Below are 17,945 nucleotides of genomic sequence, written 5' to 3' on the forward strand. Positions count from 1 at the left end.
TTGCTTATTTATGACTACCACTCACCAGTGGCGATCTAGTGTATATTATTCTGTTTCCTGTACGGGTATGGTCAACCTGTGCTTGCACTTCTAAATCTGCACTACAGCTTTTCATGTTGTCCTCATAGTATTTATAGGCAGGTAGAGCCAGACAAACAAAGAAAAACAGGATCAATAATCCATCTTGTTTGATCATGTACCAACCTGAAAAATCTCCTCGTTTACTTAGTTCCGCAATTTTATCCGGTTGGTTAAAATTGATGAAAAAGAAAATAAAGATCATCACCGTGGCTGCATAGGTAAATATCAAAGGCGTATAACTGACCCCACCATATTTCAGTTTGATCTGTTCCTCTAATTTAACCGCTTGATTAGGCGATCCGGTCATTGAGGTTTCAAATACCAAATGGTATTGTCCCGGTTCCACCCTACAAAAATCAATATTCAAGGCATTAGCCTGATTCGAAGGATTGAATTTATGCACGTATGGTCTAACTTGGCTGACCTGATTGGTCTTTTTGTTCACTAAGTTGACCTGGATCACCAAATTCGGTACCGAAGAGATGGAGAATCCGTCCATAACCAACTGTTTTTTGGTATTTCCTTTCAATTCAAATGGCGTGGAAACAAAGCTGTTTGCCAGGTTTTCACTGGTAAAGGTTTCATTGAAAGTTAAGGTCTGTTTACTGAGCTGATTATAATATAAAAAATAAAATAATATGCCTGGAATAAGTAGAAATGGTAATAAAGCCCCTAAGAGCTTGGAATTGATGTGTTTCTTTTTCTCTTCGAACTCCCTGTACTTCTCAAACATGGAGTAATATTTAGGACCGTCTAGGTACTTTCCAGCATAATATTCCCTCTTCCCTTGGAATATTTCTTCCGAAATAAACTTGTCCTCATTCAAGGTATGCGCATAGGTAATGTAAGAGGAGGTGGCATCGAGATCTTCAAAAACAAAACCTTCCGCATAGATCACATTTTGCGTTCCGCCTTCTTCCCGATTATAATTGCCATCGTATTTAATGCGTTTTTCAGATTTTCGGTCGATTTTATCCTCGGAAATCGGCTCCAGAAAACAGGCATACTCATCTCCATCGGCCAGGTACAGTTCCTCATCATCCGTAGATAATCCGACATATTCGTTGGATTTTCCTAAAACACCGGCACGGCGGATTTTGGTGATGATCTGATAATGATTGCCTTGGAAATTAATGAATTCCCCAAGTATTGGCCATAGCACATCCTTTCCAGGATTCAGTTTTTTTTGAAAAACCCACTTATCCGGATCGGTACCTTTAAAATAGGCATGGCAATTCGGGCAGACGTAACCCTGAAATTCGGACACTTCTACCTTAAAATTCTGTTTATGTTGGCATTTGGAACAGCTGATCTGCATAGCTTAGCGATTTACCAAAGTTTCGTTCAAAACCGTAGCCTCAAAATATGCTTTATATTTTTCTCCAATGGCTATTACCTTTTGTGAATTGTCTTTCAGGTAATTACATAGGTAAATATCAAGGGTTAATTGATGGAATTCCGGCCAAGTGTGTACACAGATGTGGGATTCCATCAAACAAATGGCCGCCGTAAATCCGTTCCCATCAAACACATGAGAGGATAAACCTACTACCTGTAGATCTTCTTCAATCAATAAGGATTGGCTGAAGGATTGGAACTGCTCCAAAGAAGTCAGTAATTCCAGATTAGAAACCTGTAGGGTAAGTAATAGATGTTTTCCGGGCCTGTATTCGTTAAGCATTAATTTTGGCTAATAATTAGGCTCGAATATACACAATTTTTAAGGATTCCCTAACTTAAATGATAGCTTTGGTTCTTAAATTCCATGGAAGCATAATAGCTGTACTTCTCTTTATCGAGGGGATAGTCCCAACAGCCCATGCGGTGATAGATCTGTCCGCCGAAACCGCTTTTAAAGCGGAATAATCCATACATGGGATGCGAAGGATCGGCCTGTGGCGAAATCCCGAAGAAATCGTATTCTGTACAGCCTTTTTCCTTGGCCAACTGCATGGCTTTCCATTGCAGGGCGTAGGTTGCCATGTAATTTCTGTTTTCGGTAGCTGAAGCACCGTAAAGGTAGGTTCCCCGATTCTTGGATACGACGAGAAACATCGCAGCCAAAGGAAGTTCATCCACCTCGGCCAATAAAAGATACACATCGGCAGGGGATTGCGTATCATTAGCCCGGGCAGATAGTACTATGCGGAAATAATTGATATCATGGAGGAAGAAATTATTCCTTTTGGCGGTTTGTCGGTATAGTTCATACCAGATATCCAAGCTTTCCAGTCCTAGGGATTTTACTTTTACTCCTTTACGGCCAGAAAGGTTGATGTTGTATCGGGTTTTTGGCTTCATCATTCCCAATAAATGATCCTCATCCTGATTGAGATCCATAAAGATCGTATTGGATGGCAGGATATCGGTATTGGCTTTTCGGAGGTTCCAATGTTCGGTATTGAAGTTGAAACGAAGTTCTTGGATCCTTTTTTCGGGAACACCGATCCAATTGCCATGAATATCATAGCAGTCTTCTTCTTTCGCCCATAGTGACTCCCAAGATAGGTCGTAGCGGATCATGATGCAGTTTTTGGGAAGGAAATGCCTCAGTGTTTCGGATAATTGTTCCAGAAAGTATCCTTGGTTTTCTTCGGAAGGTTCTATTTCCGGACCGTAAGGCACATAAGCAATACAATGCTCCTGATCAACAGCCTGCAAGATGATCAATAGATCGCCGATGAAATAGGCATCATCCTCGGAGCCAGCGAAAAGTTCCGAATTCTTCACCTTGAAATTAAAGGCCATAGAATTGACCCCCTGAAGTCTTTTGACCTCCGACCAATAAGCTGTCTGTTGGATAATAGACGTATTATAGATTTCCTTAATCGCCTTGTCTTCTAAATCTGCAATCATGATTGCGGGCAAACATAGCCATAAACTTTAAATAAAGGGTTTTTATTTGTCATAATTGGGTTAAAAGAAAATAGATGTAATCACAATTAATAAAATTACAGGTTAGATGATAGTAAAAAAAAAGAATACTAAAATTAAGGAATGTTCGTTTAAAGATTATATTTCAAATTTGTTATGACATATATAGGCTAATTTGTAGCTTTAGCACCACAAAACAAGCTAATAAAAGCTGGAGGTATTAAGAATAACTCAATTTTTTATTTAGCTTTGAGTGCTAGTTATTAATTCGCTGTATTAATATTTATTTAATTGAAACTTTCGCGAATATCGTTCGTTAAAGAATTATAAAAGTTGACATTTGTTGGGTGAGAAGATGGCTCCATCTTCTTTTAACTTGTGTATATAATAGTGTGATCTAAGGCCTGAACTCCAGTTCAGGCCTTTATTATTAGAAAAAATTGTCTATTTTGCTCTGCAAATACCAAACCCTGTGAAATTACACTGCCTATTATTGATCTCGTGCATTTTTTGTGCATGTACATCTGCGCATAAGACGAAACCCGAAAGGGAAAAAGTAAAGGATCCGTATAATACGATGGCCTATAAGTTTCTGGATGATCAGCAACCGGATAGTGCCTTTTATTATTTCGATAAAGCGAAGACGTTTTATATGAAACGGAACGATAGTTTAGGTATTGCTGCTGCCTATATCAATATGGCGATCACGCAGTTTGAGTATAACGATTTTTACAGTTCGCAGGAATCATCCATCGAGGCCATCCCATACCTGGATACAATTGATCAAACTAGTAGATCATATCTCTCCATGAATTATAATACCCTTGGAAATAGCAGTGATGAGATCAATTTGCCCGAGAAAGCAATCTATTATTACCAGCAAGCTATTCGATTTGCATCAGATTCTTCGCAAATAGCTGTATATCAGAATAATTTGGCATTGAGTTATCGGAAAATCGGGAAAAAAGAAGAGGCCTTGGAACTGTTCAAATCAAGCCTTGCAAAAAGTGAATATGGATCGCTGGATTATGCTCGCACCTTATCCAATATGGCCAATACGCGAAGATTATTGGGGGATACGACCAATGTGCTGAAGGATTTACATCGGGCACTGCAAATCCGTAAGAAAGAAAATCATCTCATTGGGATGAATTCCAGTTATGCCTTACTTAGCGATTATTATGTTGGAAAGAACAGCGATTCAGCGATGTACTATGCGCAGAAGCGATATGAAATGGCGAAACAACTGAAGGTTCCCACAGATCAGATGAAGGGTTTGAAACAGCTCATTGCTCTCCAACCTAATCAGAATAACAGCGATTATTTTAAAGCTTACATCCGGATTCAGGACTCCGTGAGTACCGTTCAGACCATAACCCGAAACCAATTCGCGTTGATCAGGTTTGAGGCGGAAAAATCAAAAGCTGAAAACCTTCAATTGCAGAAGGATAAGGCTTTGGCCGAAAAAAGCCTGGTTTGGCAAAAGGCCGGAACTGCTTTTTTGCTCCTAACGGGTCTTTATGCGGTGCTGTGGTTTATCAGGCATCGAAAGAGACAGGCCTTGCTCATGGAGAACAAAATTCAGGAAAATAAATTGAAGACCTCCAAAAAGGTGCATGATGTGGTGGCCAATGGGATCTACCGGGTGATGATCGAAATCGAACATCAAGATCAGTTGGAAAAAGAACATGTGTTGGATCAATTGGAAGATATGTACCATAAATCGCGCGACATCTCCCATGAGCGGGATATGGAATCGGAGGAGGGTGTTCATGACCAGCGGGCCTATCATGAACAAGTAGGTGATCTGATTAAATCATTTGCGAATGAACATTGCAAAGTGCTATTGGTCGGGAATGAGCCGGAGACTTGGAAGGGGATTTCCAAGAAAAATAAACAGGAACTGTTGAATGGATTTCAGGAGCTGATGGTGAATATGAGTAAGCACAGCATGGCCAGTACAGTTCTTTTTAAGTTTGAAAGAATGAACGGATTCTTGTTGATCCAGTATTCGGATAATGGAATTGGTGTTAAAAATGGGCTTGAAGGAATGGATGCTAGGGCCTATTATGGAAAAGGTCTTAAAAATACGGTTTCCCGTATGGAAAGCTTGAACGGGCAGATTAATTTTGAAAGTAGGGAAGGAGAAGGATTCAAATGTAGGATCGAGATTCCAGTGAAGGATTGATGGTTCATCCATAAAGAATAGCAGCCTCTTCCATTAAGAATTGAATTATGTTTAAAAAAGTACTCATTGCTGAGGATCATGAGATTGCGAATATCTCGGTTCAGAAAACGTTGCATGAATTTGGAATTCCAGATGCTAAATATGTTTTCTATTGCGACCATGCGCTGACCTGGATCAAAAAAGCGGTCGCACAGGGGGAGCCATATGATCTTCTGTTAACGGATATTGAATTTGAGGATGATGATAATCAGCAGGAGTTGCTGAATGGTTTGGACCTGATCCGTGCGGTAAAGACTGTTCAGCCGGATATCAAGGTGATCATTCTTTCGGCTTTGGATCGGACAGCTGAAATTGATGGCCTGTTCAAACAAGGTTTGGTAGATGCATATGTTCGAAAAGCACGGAAGGATGCGCAGCACTTGAAGGAAGCTTTGCAGGCTATAGCCATGAACAAAACCTATAAATCGCCAGATTTAAAGAAGGTAACGCAGGAGAAGAATTCGCATGAATTTTCGAGTTTGGATATGCATATCGTGCGGTTTTTGTATGAAGGTATTCCTCAGAAGGAAATGCCTAAATACCTGCAGGAAAGAAATATAAAGCCATCCAGTTTGAGTTCTATCGAGAAACGGTTGAACTTGATGAAGGATGTGCTGGATTTTAATAAGAATGAACAGTTGGTTGGTTATTGTAAGGAGATAGGATTGATTTAATTATCAATCCTATGCTCTTTATTCTCTTTTTTTAATACCTCTTATGAACTGGTCTTCAAAGAAGCCATATCAATCACAAATCGATATTTAATATCCCCTTTCAGCAATCTTTCGTATGCCTCATTGATATCCTGGATATTAATCACCTCCACGTCGGCAGTAATACCATTTTCTCCGCAGAAGTCCAACATTTCCTGGGTTTCTTGAATACTTCCGATCGTTGATCCGGCAAAGTTCTTTCTGGCTGGAATCAGACTAAAAGCCGCAATGGGTAGTGGATGTTCCGGTGCACCGACAAGGGCCAATGTCCCATCTACCTTTAACAGTTTCAGGTAGGCATTCACATCATGCTCCGCAGAAACACAATCCAACACAAAATGTAAGGTATTGGCATTGGCTGCCATCTGTTCTGGATCGGTAGAAAGAATGACCTCATCTGCCCCCAAACGTTTTGCATCCTCGATTTTGGATGTTGAAGTTGTAATGACCACGACATAGGCACCCATGGCTTTCGCCAATTTAACCCCCATATGGCCAAGACCTCCGATTCCAACAATACCAACTTTCATCCCTTGACCGATATTCCAATGCTTCAACGGCGACCAGGTCGTCACTCCGGCACATAATAATGGGGCAGTCGCAGCAAGATCCAGATTATCCGGCACGCGTAATACAAAGTCTTCATCTACCACCAGCTTCTCCGAATATCCCCCGAAGGTCTGTTTGTTCAAATGCTTATCCGGGGAGTTGTAGGTTTGAATATTCCCTTTTTCACAATACTGCTCACTTCCTTTTTGACATTGTTCACATTCGCGACAGGAATCGACCATACAGCCTACGGCGGCTAGGTCGCCCACCTTAAATTTACGGACTGCCTCACCAACCCTCGTGATCCGACCTACGATTTCATGTCCCGGTACATTCGGATATACCGTTCCATGCCATTCATTGCGTGCAGTATGCAGATCGGAATGGCATACCCCACAAAAGAGGATGTCGATCTCCACGTCTTTGCTAGTAGGTTCCCGGCGGTCGATTTGCATTTCTTTCAATGCCGCTTCTGGAGCATCGGTTCCAAAAGCCTTAACGGATTGTGTATTCATGGTTGTGTTTTTCTAGATATATGCTACAATATACATAATTGCTGATTTCTTTGGTAGCTTTGTTATTGCAATATTTTGATTATTACCGTTTAAATTTAAAAGGAGATACAGATGGCAAGTACAGGAATGAACAGAAAAAACTTTATTAAGAAATCGGTGTTGGGAATATCAGGTTTCAGTATGTTAAGCAGTTTCGGAGAATCGAAAGATTTCAGGGATGAAAAGCATGGTGGGACAGTCTTACAGGAAAACCAAAATATATCAGCTATGGATACTTTACTATTTAAGAATGTTCGTCTGGAAACAGGTTTTGTATCTCAGGGAGAGGAGGTCATTGGAACTAAGACCGATTTATTTCAGGTGGAGGTGGTTAATGGGAAGATCAGTAAGATAACGGCCCAGCATGGTGGAGCTGTTGGTGGGCCTGTTTCTGGAGCAGGAAAGGTCATCGATGCGAAAGGAAAATTAATGCTTCCGGCATTTAAGGATATGCATATTCATTTGGATAAGACCTTTTACGGTGAAAAGTGGCAAGCTGTACGTCGGGGTTCTGGAGGGGTGAAGGGGATGATCGCGCTGGAGCAGAAGACCATGCCGGAGATTTTAAAGAATGCAACCGCCAAAGCGGAAAAGCTGATCGAACTGTTGCAATCTAAGGGGTCAACCTTTGCAAGAAGCCATGTGAATGTGGAGCCGACCTCAAAATTGGAGGCCTTAAAGAAATTGCAGCTGGCTTTGGATAATAAAAAGGATTCATTTTCTGCAGAATTGGTTGCTTTTCCTCAGCATGGTTTGTTTTATACGGACTCTGTCCCTTATATGAAGGATGCCGCACAGGCTGGAATTGATTTTATTGGAGGGGTGGATCCGTTTAGTTTGGATGGAAGTATTGAGAAGCCGATCGATTTCACGGTGCAGCTGGCTTTGGATCATGGGAAGGGGATTGATATACATCTGCATGAGGGCGGTGAATCGGGGGTGAAGACGGTGGAGTATTTGCTGGATAAGGTGTTGGAGAATCCTGGGTTAAAAGGAAAGACCTATCTGAGCCATTGTTTTGTATTGGGAAGAGTGGAGAGACAGAAGCAGGAGGAATTGGCGGTTAGGTTGGCGGAGGCTGAGGTGGGGATTATATCGACGATTCCGTTTGGGGGTTTGCAGATGCCTATCCCAATGTTGTTGAAGCATGGGGTTAAGGTGATGACGGGAAATGATAGTATAGTGGATCATTGGAATACGTTTGGAACAGGGTCGGTATTGGAGAAGGCTAATTTAGCGGCGCAGTTGTATGGGTATGTGTCTGAGTTTGATCTTTCCAGGGCGCTTAAACTGGCAAATGTGGAGGTTTTGCCGTTGGATGATAAGGGGAATATGAAATGGCCAAAGGTTGGAGATGTGGCGGATTTTGTGTTGATGGAAGCGAGTTGTTCTGCGGAGGCGGTTTCGAGGGTTTCGGATGTGAATATGGTGGTGAAGAATGGGAAGGTGATTAAGGATTTGAAGATTTTTGAGGTGTAGAACTGTATCGTCATTGCGAGGAACGAAGCAATCTTCCCGCATGTCATGCTGAGCGTAGTCGAAGCATCTGATCATTATTAACCCTACAGATCCTTCGACTACGCTCAGGATGACAAATTCAAAAGATTGCTTCGTCGTGCCTCCTCGCAATGACGGGGAGAAGATTGCTTCGTCGTGCTTCCTCGCAATGACGGGGAGAAGATTGCTTCGTCGTGCCTCCTCGCAATGACGTTAAAGATTCAAATCGCCTTCTTTGCCTAAATCATTCTTCTCCCCAGTAATAGCATTTTTAAGCATTTCAAACAAGGTTACAATTTTACTTGATCCCGTATCCCAATAATGAGCATCTTCCGGGCTCACCTTCAATACCCTGATATTCGGATCTTCTTTTCCTTTTTGGAACCATCCCTCCATCATTTTGTTCCAATATTTATCAATGCGTTCCTGATCCCTGCTCATGGATGCTTTCCCATTAATACTCAAAAACGTATAGTTCTTCGGATCGGCATAGAACAATGAAACCCGATTATCCTTTTCCAGATTCTGGAAAGTCTCACTCTCTGCGGAACATAAATAATAGATATTTCCAGATTCATCCACTTCCTGACGGCTCATCGGAACCCCATGTGGATAATTTGAACCCGATGGAAAGGAACAAACCGTACCTACATCAATATCATCCACAATTGTCTTTAATTTCTTGATTGCCTCTTCGTTGTTTTTATTTCTAATAGCCATGATTTTCAAATTTTGATTACCTATTCAACACCTACATCAACATAAAAGTTTTAGGAAATAAAATTAAAAATACTAAAAAATTTAGTAAATTTACCCTGATCATAGGAGGGAATATGTTTGATTTTGGTGATAAGCTACAGATATTGGCCGATGCTGCGAAATACGATGTAAGTTGCAGCTCGAGCGGAGGGAAAAGGAAAAACATAGGAGGTATAGGAGATTCTTCAAGCAGCGGTATTTGCCATACCTATACCGAAGATGGCCGCTGCGTATCCTTATTAAAGATTCTGATGACCAATTACTGCATTTTCGATTGCGCATTTTGTGTGAGTCGGAAGAGCAATGATGTTCAACGGGCAGCATTCTCGGTGAAAGAAGTGGTGGAACTGACGATGAATTTCTATCGACGGAATTATATCGAGGGATTATTCCTGAGTTCTGGAATCTTCAAATCGGCAGATTACACGATGGAACGCTTGATGCTGGTGGTCAAAAAGCTCCGAACGGAGGAGAAGTTCCATGGCTATATCCATTTGAAGGCTATTCCAGGCGCCAGTGAAGCATTGCTGAAGGAGGCGGGTTTGTATGTAGATCGGATGAGTGTTAACCTGGAGATCCCTACGGAAGAAGGGCTGAAATTGGTAGCTCCCGAAAAGGATCATCAATCCGTTCGTGAACCTTTGCAGACCATCAAGACCGAGATCATGGCCTTAAAGGAAGAGAAGAAGACGATCAAGAAAGTGCCGCTTTTTGTACCTGCAGGACAAAGTACGCAAATGGTGATCGGAGCGACGGGAGAGAGCGATCTGGATATCATGGGCACCGCCAATGAATTCTACAAAACCTATAATTTGAAAAGAGTGTATTATTCGGGCTATATCCCCATCAATCCGAAGGATTCCTTACTGCCTCAGGTAGGGACAGCACCGCCATTGCAACGGGAAAACAGGCTTTACCAAACCGATTGGTTATTACGGTTCTATGGTTTTTCGCTCCATGAGATCTTGAATACGAAGCATCAGAATCTGGAATTGGATATGGATCCGAAATTAGCCTGGGCGATTCGTAATCCGCAGTTCTTTCCGATAGATATCAATACGGCCTCCTATCAATGGATTATACGGATTCCGGGGGTTGGCAGGCAATCAGCGAATAAGATTGTACAGGCGAGGAATTTTGGGAAATTGCGGGAGGATCAGGTGAAGAAAATGGGGATTGCTTTTAATCGGGCGAAATATTTTATGAGTTGTGCGGATTCGGTTTTTGGATTGGGATTCCTATATCCAGAGCAGGTAAAGAAGGCTTTGGTCAAGCAACCCTTAATCGGAGAGGCTTCAAATTCATCCCGATTAATTTCTGAGGTTGATTCTTATCAGCTGACCTTATTTTAAATTGAGAATCATTCATGTAAATTAAGAATCAACCATGTATTATATATTCGATGGCACCTACGCCGGTTATATCTGTTGTGTTTTCGAGGCTTTTTCGCGGAAGGAAATCGATGCGCGGCCTACGCGGTTGGATCTGATCCAAACCACCCTGTTTTTCGAAAGTCGGTCGATTGAAACCCATCCGGAGAGATTTCAGCGGGTATTCCAGGCCATGGAAAAGAAAATTGGCCATGCCGGCATGAAACTTTTCTACCAGAACTTCCTGGCCGATGAGGAAAAGGCCTGGCTGAATGGATTCCAATTATTGATCAAGCTTTTCCAATCCGAAACTTTGGATCTGAAGAACTATGGAGATCCGCAGATCCTGCAGTTTCATCAGACCATTAAGAAAGTCAATCGCGAGCGGCATCGGATGAAGGCTTTTGTTCGCTTTATGAAGGATGCCAATGAGTTATATACAGCTATTATTGAACCTGATTTCAATGTGCTTCCTTTGATCATTGATTTTTTTAGGAACCGTTATGCCGATCAGCCGTGGCTGATCTATGATATCCGTAGGCAATACGGCTACCATTATAATCTGAAGGAAATGCAGGAGGTGTTCAGCACGGCCGAAATGCTGACGGATGAAAGCCAGAGTCTGCAGGTGAGTCTGGACTTGAAAGAGGAGGAATACCAGATTCTTTGGAAGAAATATTTCAAGAGTACCAATATCGAGCAGCGCAAAAACCTGAAGCTGCATATCCGTCATGTTCCGCAGCGCTATTGGAAATATTTGACAGAAAAGACCTAAACAATTTTTGCCCTTTCATGTTCAATAGGTAACCATAATTTTTAGACGTTATACCATTTATCATGAAAAGCAAAAAAAATCCAAAGACTGAACAATTGGACAAGCATGTTGTGGACAACATGGACCGAATGATGACCAGTAACGATGGAGTGCCCATCCATGACAACAACAATACCTTGAAGGCCGGTAATCGCGGACCTTCCCTGCAACAGGATCATCTCTTTTTTGACAAACTCATGCATTTCGATCGCGAACGGATTCCGGAACGTGTGGTGCATGCTAGAGGATCTGGCGCACATGGTGTATTTGAAGCCAAGGAGGACCTTTCGGATATTACGGTGGCTGATTTCTTGAAGAAAGGAACAGTAAGTCCGGTGTTTGTCCGTTTTTCTACCGTTGCCGGATTTAAAGGATCTACGGACCTTGCGCGCGATGTGCGTGGGTTCTCCGTGAAATTCTATACCCAAGAGGGAAATTATGATTTGGTAGGAAATAACATTCCGGTATTCTTTATCCAGGACGCGATGAACTTTCCGGATGTGATCCATGCGGTTAAACCGGAGCCTAATAAGGAGATCCCGCAGGCGGCATCGGCACATGATACCTTTTGGGATTTTATCTCCCTAATGCCGGAATCTGCTCATATGTCTTTATGGGCAATGTCGGATCGTGCAATCCCGCGTAGCTTGCGGATGATCGAGGGATTTTCCGTGCATACGTTCAAGTTTGTGAATGCAGAAGGGAAAACGACTTTTGTGAAATTCCATTGGAAACCAAGATTGGGTGTACATGGGGTGGCTTGGAATGAGGCACAGAAGATTTCCGGATTTGATGCGGATTTTCATCGTCGTGATCTTTGGGATGCGATTGAACAAGGGAATTTCCCACAATGGGATTTGGGTGTGCAGTTGATCCCGGAGGAGGATGAGATGAAGTTTTCTTTTGATATTTTGGATCCAACGAAGATCATTCCGGAGGAATTGGTACCCGTGAAGATCATTGGAACAATGACCTTGAATAGGAATCCAGAGAATTTCTTTGCGGAGACGGAGCAAGCGGCTTTCGATCCGGGAAGATTGGTGCCTGGAATTGATTTTTCAGATGATCCGTTATTGCAGGGAAGGATTTTCTCGTATATGGATACCCAGAATTACCGTTTGGGTGGACCGAATTTTCATGAATTACCGATCAATAGGCCGGTGAATGGAAAATATAATAATCAGAAGGATGGATTTGGAAGGATGGATGTGCTAAAGGGGAATACCAGTTATTTTCCGAATAGCCAAGGGAATGGATGTCCATATCATGCAATGTTGAACGGGGAGATGGGAGGTTCTGATGGAAAAGGGGGATCTTCTGATGGAAAAGGGGGGATGCATGCTGCTCAGGCAGGCCTGAAGGGAACCCAGGGCTATCAAACCGGAAAGCAGGAAGTGCAGGGTTTGAAAGTTCGCGAGCGTTCAAATTCTTTTGCGGATCATTTTACGCAGGCCAGATTGTTCTTTAATTCCTTGAGCGAAGAGGAGCAGACGCATATGATCAATGCGTTTAGCTTTGAGCTTTCGAAAGTGAACTCGGAGGATATCCGGAAACGGGAGTTGGCGATCTTGTATCAGGTGGAGCCTACATTGGCAAATGCTATTGGGAAGAACCTGGGATTGACGCCATCGAAGACCTTGGATGAATTGACCTTGAAATTTGCGAGGAATAATCATCCGGATTATCCGATCAAACCGAATAAGCCGGAAGTGGAGAAATCTGCGTTTTTGAGTATGAAAGTGAAGGATGGAGAGGGAAGTATTGAGACGCGTCAGGTTGCTTTTTTAGTGGATGATGGGGTTAGCTTTGAGAGTGTGGATAAGGCGAGGAAGGCTTTGGAGAAAGCAGGAGCGAAGGCGGTGTTGATTTCTTCGAAAGTGGGTCAGTTGAAGTATAAGGGTGGAGAGACAGAGGAGATCCAACATACTTATTTAACGGATGCATCGGTTTGTTTTGATGCTTTTTATACGCCAGGCGGTGATTCGGTTGCGAAATTGGCGGAGAACCCGGATTATCTGCAGTTTATTAATGAGGGGTATAGGCATTGTAAGGTCTTGGCCTTTGCAAAGGATGCGGAAGGATTGGTGGAAAGGTCTTTTATTAGTAAGGATGAAGGGGTTGTTTTTGAATCGGAGAACGATTGGATAGCGAATTTTATTTCGCAGATGAAGAAACATAGGATCTGGGCTAGGGAGATGGCTAGAAAGGTTCCTTCCTAGGAAGGGGGAGCGTCATTGCGTGGAACGAAGCAATCTTTACACTTATCGAAAGATTGCTTCGTCGTACCTCCTCGCAATGACGAATAGTTCCTCGCATTTACGGATACTTGTTCCGTTCTTATTGTAAGCACATTGTATACAAAGTATAAGCATGGTGTAAGTGTCTTTTAGCACTTACACCTCACTTACATCTCACTTACAACTCACTTGCAGTAAGAACCAAAACTTGTACAAACCTTGCAATAACCTTGTACCAACTTTCTCCTCAAAATTATCAAAATCCCCATCCCCAAACCCAATCCCATCCCATCCCCAAATCCACCAAACCCCTCCTTCCAATCCACCCACTTCACCATGACGTAATTTTCATTAACTTTGCCTCATGTCTACATCATCATTGATTTCCCAAGATACCATCATCGCTTTAGCGACCTCCCCAGGTGCTAATGGAGCCATTGCTGTCATCCGATTATCCGGTTCGGAAGCCATTTCTTTAGTCAATCAAGTTTTCAAAGGAAAAGATCTTTCCAAGCAAGCCTCCCATACCGTTCATTTTGGTACCATCCGCGATGGCGAACAAATCATTGATGAAGTATTGATCACATTATTTGTAGGTCCAAATTCCTATACCAAGGAAAATGTGGTAGAGATTTCAACCCACAACTCCAAATACATCATCGAACGAATTATCGGTCTTTTGATCAAAAAAGGTGCTCGTGCGGCTAAGGCTGGGGAGTTTACCTTACGTGCTTTCTTGAACGGCGGAATGGATCTTTCCCAAGCGGAAGCTGTGGCGGATCTGATTGCTTCCAACTCGGCGGCATCCCATCAGATTGCCATGCAACAGATGCGAGGTGGATTTTCCAACCAGTTGCAGAAGTTGCGGGAGGACCTGGTGCATTTTGCTTCCTTGATCGAATTGGAATTGGATTTTGCGGAGGAGGATGTGGAGTTTGCCAATCGGGAGCAGTTGCGATCTTTGATCCAGGAGATCCATCAGGTTATTTCCAAGTTGATCCGCTCTTTTGAGCAGGGAAATGTTTTGAAGAATGGAGTTCCTGTGGTGATTGCTGGTAAGCCGAATGTTGGGAAATCAACCTTGTTGAATGCTTTGTTGAATGAGGAGAGGGCGATAGTTTCGGATATTGCTGGAACGACCAGGGATACCATTGAGGATGAGATCAATATTCATGGGGTTACTTTTCGGTTTATTGATACGGCGGGGATCCGGGATACGGAGGATGTGATTGAGGCGAAAGGTGTGGAGCGGACTCGGGAGAAAATGAAACAGGCGAGGTTGATTATCTATCTTTTTGATCCTACCCAGGATAATATAGCTGCGGTGCAGTCGCAGATTGAGGAGGTGAGGTCTTTGAATATTCCTTTTGTGACGATTATTAATAAATCGGATTTGTTGTCGGAAGGGGAGAGAGGGGATTATGCTGTTCTGAACCCAATTTATATATCTGCGAAGCAGGGATTGGGGATTGAGGAATTGAAGGATGAGTTGTTGAACCAGGTTAATCTTTCGAATATTAATACGGAGGATGTGATGGTGACTAATATTCGTCATGTGGAAGCTTTGCAACATACGCAGGAAGCTCTGGAAAAGGTGTTGTATGGGATTGATAATCCGATTACATCGGATTTTTTGGCGATGGATATTCGGCAGGCTCTGCAGTATTTGGGAGAGATAACTGGAACGGTTACTACGGATGATTTGCTGGAGAATATTTTTAGTAAGTTTTGTATCGGGAAGTAAGGGAGTACCTAAAATTTTTATATTTAGAATATATTAATATATATTGAAAATAACCTTTTATTTCTTTAACCTTTCATCGATTTATAATTTAATATCAATTCATTTACGGTTTTCCGTAAGGAAAATTCTTTTTTAACTATTTAATTGCAGGTAAATCTGCGAAAAAAATATCACATAACTTTAAAATGAACCATTTATCTCATAATAAATTAGTTAGCTTTATCTGGTCTATTGCAGACGATTGCCTACGCGATGTCTATGTACGCGGTAAATACCGTGATATTATTTTGCCTTTTGTGGTTTTACGTCGTATAGACTCTTTATTGGAACCTACGAAAGATGCCGTATTGGAAGAAGTACGTTTTCAGAAAGAAGAATTAAATGCTGTCGAAGTAGACAGCAAAGGTTTACAAGATGCCTCGGAATATGTATTTTATAATACCTCTTCCTGGACAATGGAGAAGCTAAAAGGTACAGCTACGAACTCCCAACAAAAATTAGTTGCCAACTTTGAAGAGTATTTGAATGGATTTTCTGCCAATGTGAAAGAGATTATTGAGAAATTCAATCTATCGGCACAAATCCGTCATATGACATCCAAAGACGTTTTATTGGATGTTTTAGAAAAATTCACATCGCCATATATTAACCTGACTCCAGTGGAGAAAAATGACCCTGAGGGAAGACCATTGCCCGCACTTTCTAATTTAGGGATGGGCTATGTGTTCGAAGAACTGATTCGTAAATTCAACGAGGAGAATAATGAGGAAGCAGGGGAGCACTTCACACCACGGGAGGTGATTCAGTTGATGACAACGTTGGTTTTTGAGCCGATTAAAGATCAATTACCTAATATTATTACCATCTATGACCCTGCGTGTGGTTCGGGTGGGATGTTGACCGAAAGTGAGAACTACCTTATCGAAGATGATAGTATTGCTTATAAAGGTGATGTCTATCTCTATGGTAAAGAGATAAACGACGAGACCTATGCGATCTGTAAGTCGGATATGATGATTAAAGGTAAAGACCCCGAGAATATCCGTGTAGGTTCGACCTTGTCTACCAATGAGTTTTCGAGTATGAAATTTGACTTTATGATGTCAAATCCGCCATATGGTAAATCCTGGGCATCGGAACAGAAATATATCAAAGACGGTAAGGATGTGATTGACAATCGATTCCAAATTAAACTGAAAGACTATTGGGGCAATTGGGAAACCGTAGATGCAACACCGCGCTCTTCGGATGGACAATTGTTGTTCTTGATGGAAATGGTCGATAAAATGAAAGCTCCAACAGCCAACCGTGTCGGTTCGCGTATTGCATCGGTACATAATGGTTCGTCCTTATTTACGGGGGATGCAGGTTCGGGAGAAAGCAATATCCGTCGCTATATTATCGAAAATGATTTATTGGATGCAATTGTACAATTGCCTAATAACTTATTCTACAATACGGGGATTACGACCTATATCTGGTTGCTGAATAACAATAAGCCCAAAGAAAGAGCAGGCAAAGTACAATTGTTGGATGCTAATAACTTGTACCGTAAACTGCGCAAGAATCTAGGAAACAAAAACTCCGAATTCTCTCCAGAGCAAATTGCACAGATAGCGCAAGCTTATTTGGAAGATTGGGAAACGAATCCTACGGATTCAGAACTAAAGGTCAAACAATTCCGAAATGCTGATTTTGGGTATTACAAAGTCAATATCGAACGTCCAAAACGACTAAAAGCACAGTTTACTAAAGAAGCTTTGGACACACTTCGCTACGATAAGAGCTTGGCTACGACGATGCAAGCACTGTATGAGACCTATGGTGACTTGGTGTATGCTGGATTGGAATCTCATGCAGAAGAAATCACGAAACGTGCAGAAAAAGAAGATTGGGGATTGAATAAAAAGCAAATAGCTAAGCTGCTGGAAAAAGCATCTTGGCAAAAGCCAAAAGCCTTATATGATGCTGCCTTAATCCTGTGGCAACATATAGGAGATGATATCTTTATAGACTTTAATGCATTTAGCACCTTGGTGGATGAGCAAATCAAAAAGCATAAACTGGGTTTAGGTGCAGCAGAGAAAAAAGCTATACTACAGGCTATTAGCAGCTACGATGCAGAAGCCGAAAAAGTCATCAAAAAAATAGAAAAGCTGCAAGGTGATAAATTGCATCAATTACTGAATCACTTAGGCTGTACCGAAGAGCAGTTGCCTTTATTTGGTTATTTCCCTACAGGAAAATCGGGCGAATACATCGTTTATGAAACGGAATCCGACCTACGTGATGCCGAGCAAATCCCATTAAATGAAACCATTGTAAACTATTTTGTACGTGAAGTGCAGCCTCATGTACCTGAAGCTTGGATTAACTTGGATTCTGTGAAGATTGGCTATGAAATCTCGTTCAACAAGTATTTCTACCAGCATACGCCACTGCGATGTATCGCTGACATCAAAGTCGAATTGCTCCACTTAGAGCAACAAGCAGATGGTTTATTAGCAGATATCTTAAATTTCTAAT

At 42.0% G+C, this 17,945-nt stretch carries 13 protein-coding genes; 8 read left to right on the forward strand and 5 right to left on the reverse strand.

Translation table 11 applies throughout. From position 1 onward, the window contains the following. Nucleotides 1-4 precede the first annotated feature (4 nt). Genes E3D81_RS13925 through E3D81_RS13935 form a run of 3 tightly spaced genes read right to left on the reverse strand, consistent with a single transcriptional unit; the run spans nucleotide 5 to nucleotide 2,937 of the window. Nucleotides 5-1,399 carry a DUF4178 domain-containing protein gene (locus E3D81_RS13925; RefSeq protein ID WP_134777849.1) on the reverse strand — a complete coding sequence of 465 codons (1,395 nt, stop codon included), beginning with the start codon at nucleotides 1,397-1,399 and terminating at the stop codon, nucleotides 5-7. 3 nt (nucleotides 1,400-1,402) lie between these two features. Continuing rightward, complete coding sequence (locus E3D81_RS13930) at nucleotides 1,403-1,762, reverse strand: S-adenosylmethionine decarboxylase family protein (protein ID WP_134777850.1); 360 nt, start codon at nucleotides 1,760-1,762, stop codon at nucleotides 1,403-1,405. A gap of 50 nt (nucleotides 1,763-1,812) precedes the next feature. Continuing rightward, entirely contained in the window at nucleotides 1,813-2,937 is a 1,125-nt protein-coding gene (locus E3D81_RS13935; RefSeq protein WP_134777851.1) for a lipid II:glycine glycyltransferase FemX, read from the reverse strand. 595 nt (nucleotides 2,938-3,532) lie between these two features. Here E3D81_RS13935 and E3D81_RS13940 point away from each other — a divergent pair. Together E3D81_RS13940 and E3D81_RS13945 are read left to right on the forward strand one after the other, a co-directional pair. Then, nucleotides 3,533-5,143 (forward strand): tetratricopeptide repeat protein, encoded by a 1,611-nt coding sequence (locus tag E3D81_RS13940; RefSeq protein ID WP_134777852.1) that lies wholly within the window; start codon nucleotides 3,533-3,535, stop codon nucleotides 5,141-5,143. Between the two features lie 47 nt (nucleotides 5,144-5,190). Further along, a complete protein-coding gene (locus E3D81_RS13945; RefSeq protein ID WP_099366123.1) occupies nucleotides 5,191-5,856 on the forward strand; it encodes a response regulator in 666 nt (221 codons plus the stop codon). A 41-nt stretch (nucleotides 5,857-5,897) separates the two neighbouring features. On the opposite strand, the gene E3D81_RS13950 is transcribed toward E3D81_RS13945, so the two are convergent. Continuing rightward, on the reverse strand, nucleotides 5,898-6,959 hold the full coding sequence (locus tag E3D81_RS13950) for an NAD(P)-dependent alcohol dehydrogenase (RefSeq protein ID WP_134777853.1): 1,062 nt from the start codon (nucleotides 6,957-6,959) through the stop codon (nucleotides 5,898-5,900). 111 nt (nucleotides 6,960-7,070) lie between these two features. Between E3D81_RS13950 and E3D81_RS13955 the strand changes: the two genes are divergently transcribed. After that, nucleotides 7,071-8,477, forward strand: a complete 1,407-nt coding sequence (locus E3D81_RS13955) for an amidohydrolase (RefSeq protein WP_134777854.1) — start codon at nucleotides 7,071-7,073, stop codon at nucleotides 8,475-8,477. A 231-nt stretch (nucleotides 8,478-8,708) separates the two neighbouring features. Here E3D81_RS13955 and E3D81_RS13960 read toward each other — a convergent pair whose 3' ends face one another. Further along, nucleotides 8,709-9,215, reverse strand: coding sequence for a pyridoxamine 5'-phosphate oxidase family protein (locus tag E3D81_RS13960; protein WP_134777855.1), 507 nt, complete (start codon nucleotides 9,213-9,215; stop codon nucleotides 8,709-8,711). Between the two features lie 113 nt (nucleotides 9,216-9,328). On the opposite strand from E3D81_RS13960, the gene E3D81_RS13965 reads away from it, so the two are divergent. The 5 genes from E3D81_RS13965 to E3D81_RS13985 all read left to right on the forward strand — a co-directional run bounded on the left by E3D81_RS13965 (nucleotide 9,329) and on the right by E3D81_RS13985 (nucleotide 17,944). Beyond that, the gene (locus E3D81_RS13965) at nucleotides 9,329-10,606 is read left to right on the forward strand and encodes a putative DNA modification/repair radical SAM protein (protein ID WP_134777856.1); all 1,278 of its coding nucleotides are present in this window, start codon (nucleotides 9,329-9,331) and stop codon (nucleotides 10,604-10,606) included. A gap of 34 nt (nucleotides 10,607-10,640) precedes the next feature. Then, complete coding sequence (locus tag E3D81_RS13970; protein ID WP_134777857.1) at nucleotides 10,641-11,399, forward strand: TIGR03915 family putative DNA repair protein; 759 nt, start codon at nucleotides 10,641-10,643, stop codon at nucleotides 11,397-11,399. A 62-nt stretch (nucleotides 11,400-11,461) separates the two neighbouring features. Beyond that, on the forward strand, nucleotides 11,462-13,657 hold the full coding sequence (locus E3D81_RS13975) for a catalase (RefSeq protein WP_209023072.1): 2,196 nt from the start codon (nucleotides 11,462-11,464) through the stop codon (nucleotides 13,655-13,657). Between the two features lie 382 nt (nucleotides 13,658-14,039). Continuing rightward, complete coding sequence (mnmE, locus tag E3D81_RS13980; RefSeq protein WP_134777859.1) at nucleotides 14,040-15,419, forward strand: tRNA uridine-5-carboxymethylaminomethyl(34) synthesis GTPase MnmE; 1,380 nt, start codon at nucleotides 14,040-14,042, stop codon at nucleotides 15,417-15,419. A gap of 185 nt (nucleotides 15,420-15,604) precedes the next feature. Next, nucleotides 15,605-17,944: a class I SAM-dependent DNA methyltransferase gene (locus E3D81_RS13985; RefSeq protein ID WP_134777860.1), complete on the forward strand. Its 2,340-nt coding sequence runs from the start codon at nucleotides 15,605-15,607 to the stop codon at nucleotides 17,942-17,944. The last annotated feature ends 1 nt before the right edge of the window (nucleotide 17,945 follow it).

The sequence above is a fragment of the Sphingobacterium sp. CZ-2 genome (genome assembly GCF_004526235.1).
Classification (GTDB): domain Bacteria; phylum Bacteroidota; class Bacteroidia; order Sphingobacteriales; family Sphingobacteriaceae; genus Sphingobacterium; species Sphingobacterium tenebrionis.

Coding starts and splice junctions, on each gene's coding strand:
- E3D81_RS13945 (WP_099366123.1), top strand. CDS start 5,191: ATGTTTAAAAAAGTACTCATTGCTGAGGATCATGAGATTGCGAATATC.
- mnmE (WP_134777859.1), top strand. CDS start 14,040: ATGTCTACATCATCATTGATTTCCCAAGATACCATCATCGCTTTAGCG.
- E3D81_RS13970 (WP_134777857.1), top strand. CDS start 10,641: ATGTATTATATATTCGATGGCACCTACGCCGGTTATATCTGTTGTGTT.
- E3D81_RS13950 (WP_134777853.1), bottom strand. CDS start 6,959: ATGAATACACAATCCGTTAAGGCTTTTGGAACCGATGCTCCAGAAGCG.
- E3D81_RS13960 (WP_134777855.1), bottom strand. CDS start 9,215: ATGGCTATTAGAAATAAAAACAACGAAGAGGCAATCAAGAAATTAAAG.
- E3D81_RS13940 (WP_134777852.1), top strand. CDS start 3,533: ATGGCCTATAAGTTTCTGGATGATCAGCAACCGGATAGTGCCTTTTAT.
- E3D81_RS13965 (WP_134777856.1), top strand. CDS start 9,329: ATGTTTGATTTTGGTGATAAGCTACAGATATTGGCCGATGCTGCGAAA.
- E3D81_RS13975 (WP_209023072.1), top strand. CDS start 11,462: ATGAAAAGCAAAAAAAATCCAAAGACTGAACAATTGGACAAGCATGTT.
- E3D81_RS13985 (WP_134777860.1), top strand. CDS start 15,605: ATGAACCATTTATCTCATAATAAATTAGTTAGCTTTATCTGGTCTATT.
- E3D81_RS13955 (WP_134777854.1), top strand. CDS start 7,071: ATGGCAAGTACAGGAATGAACAGAAAAAACTTTATTAAGAAATCGGTG.
- E3D81_RS13930 (WP_134777850.1), bottom strand. CDS start 1,762: ATGCTTAACGAATACAGGCCCGGAAAACATCTATTACTTACCCTACAG.
- E3D81_RS13925 (WP_134777849.1), bottom strand. CDS start 1,399: ATGCAGATCAGCTGTTCCAAATGCCAACATAAACAGAATTTTAAGGTA.
- E3D81_RS13935 (WP_134777851.1), bottom strand. CDS start 2,937: ATGATTGCAGATTTAGAAGACAAGGCGATTAAGGAAATCTATAATACG.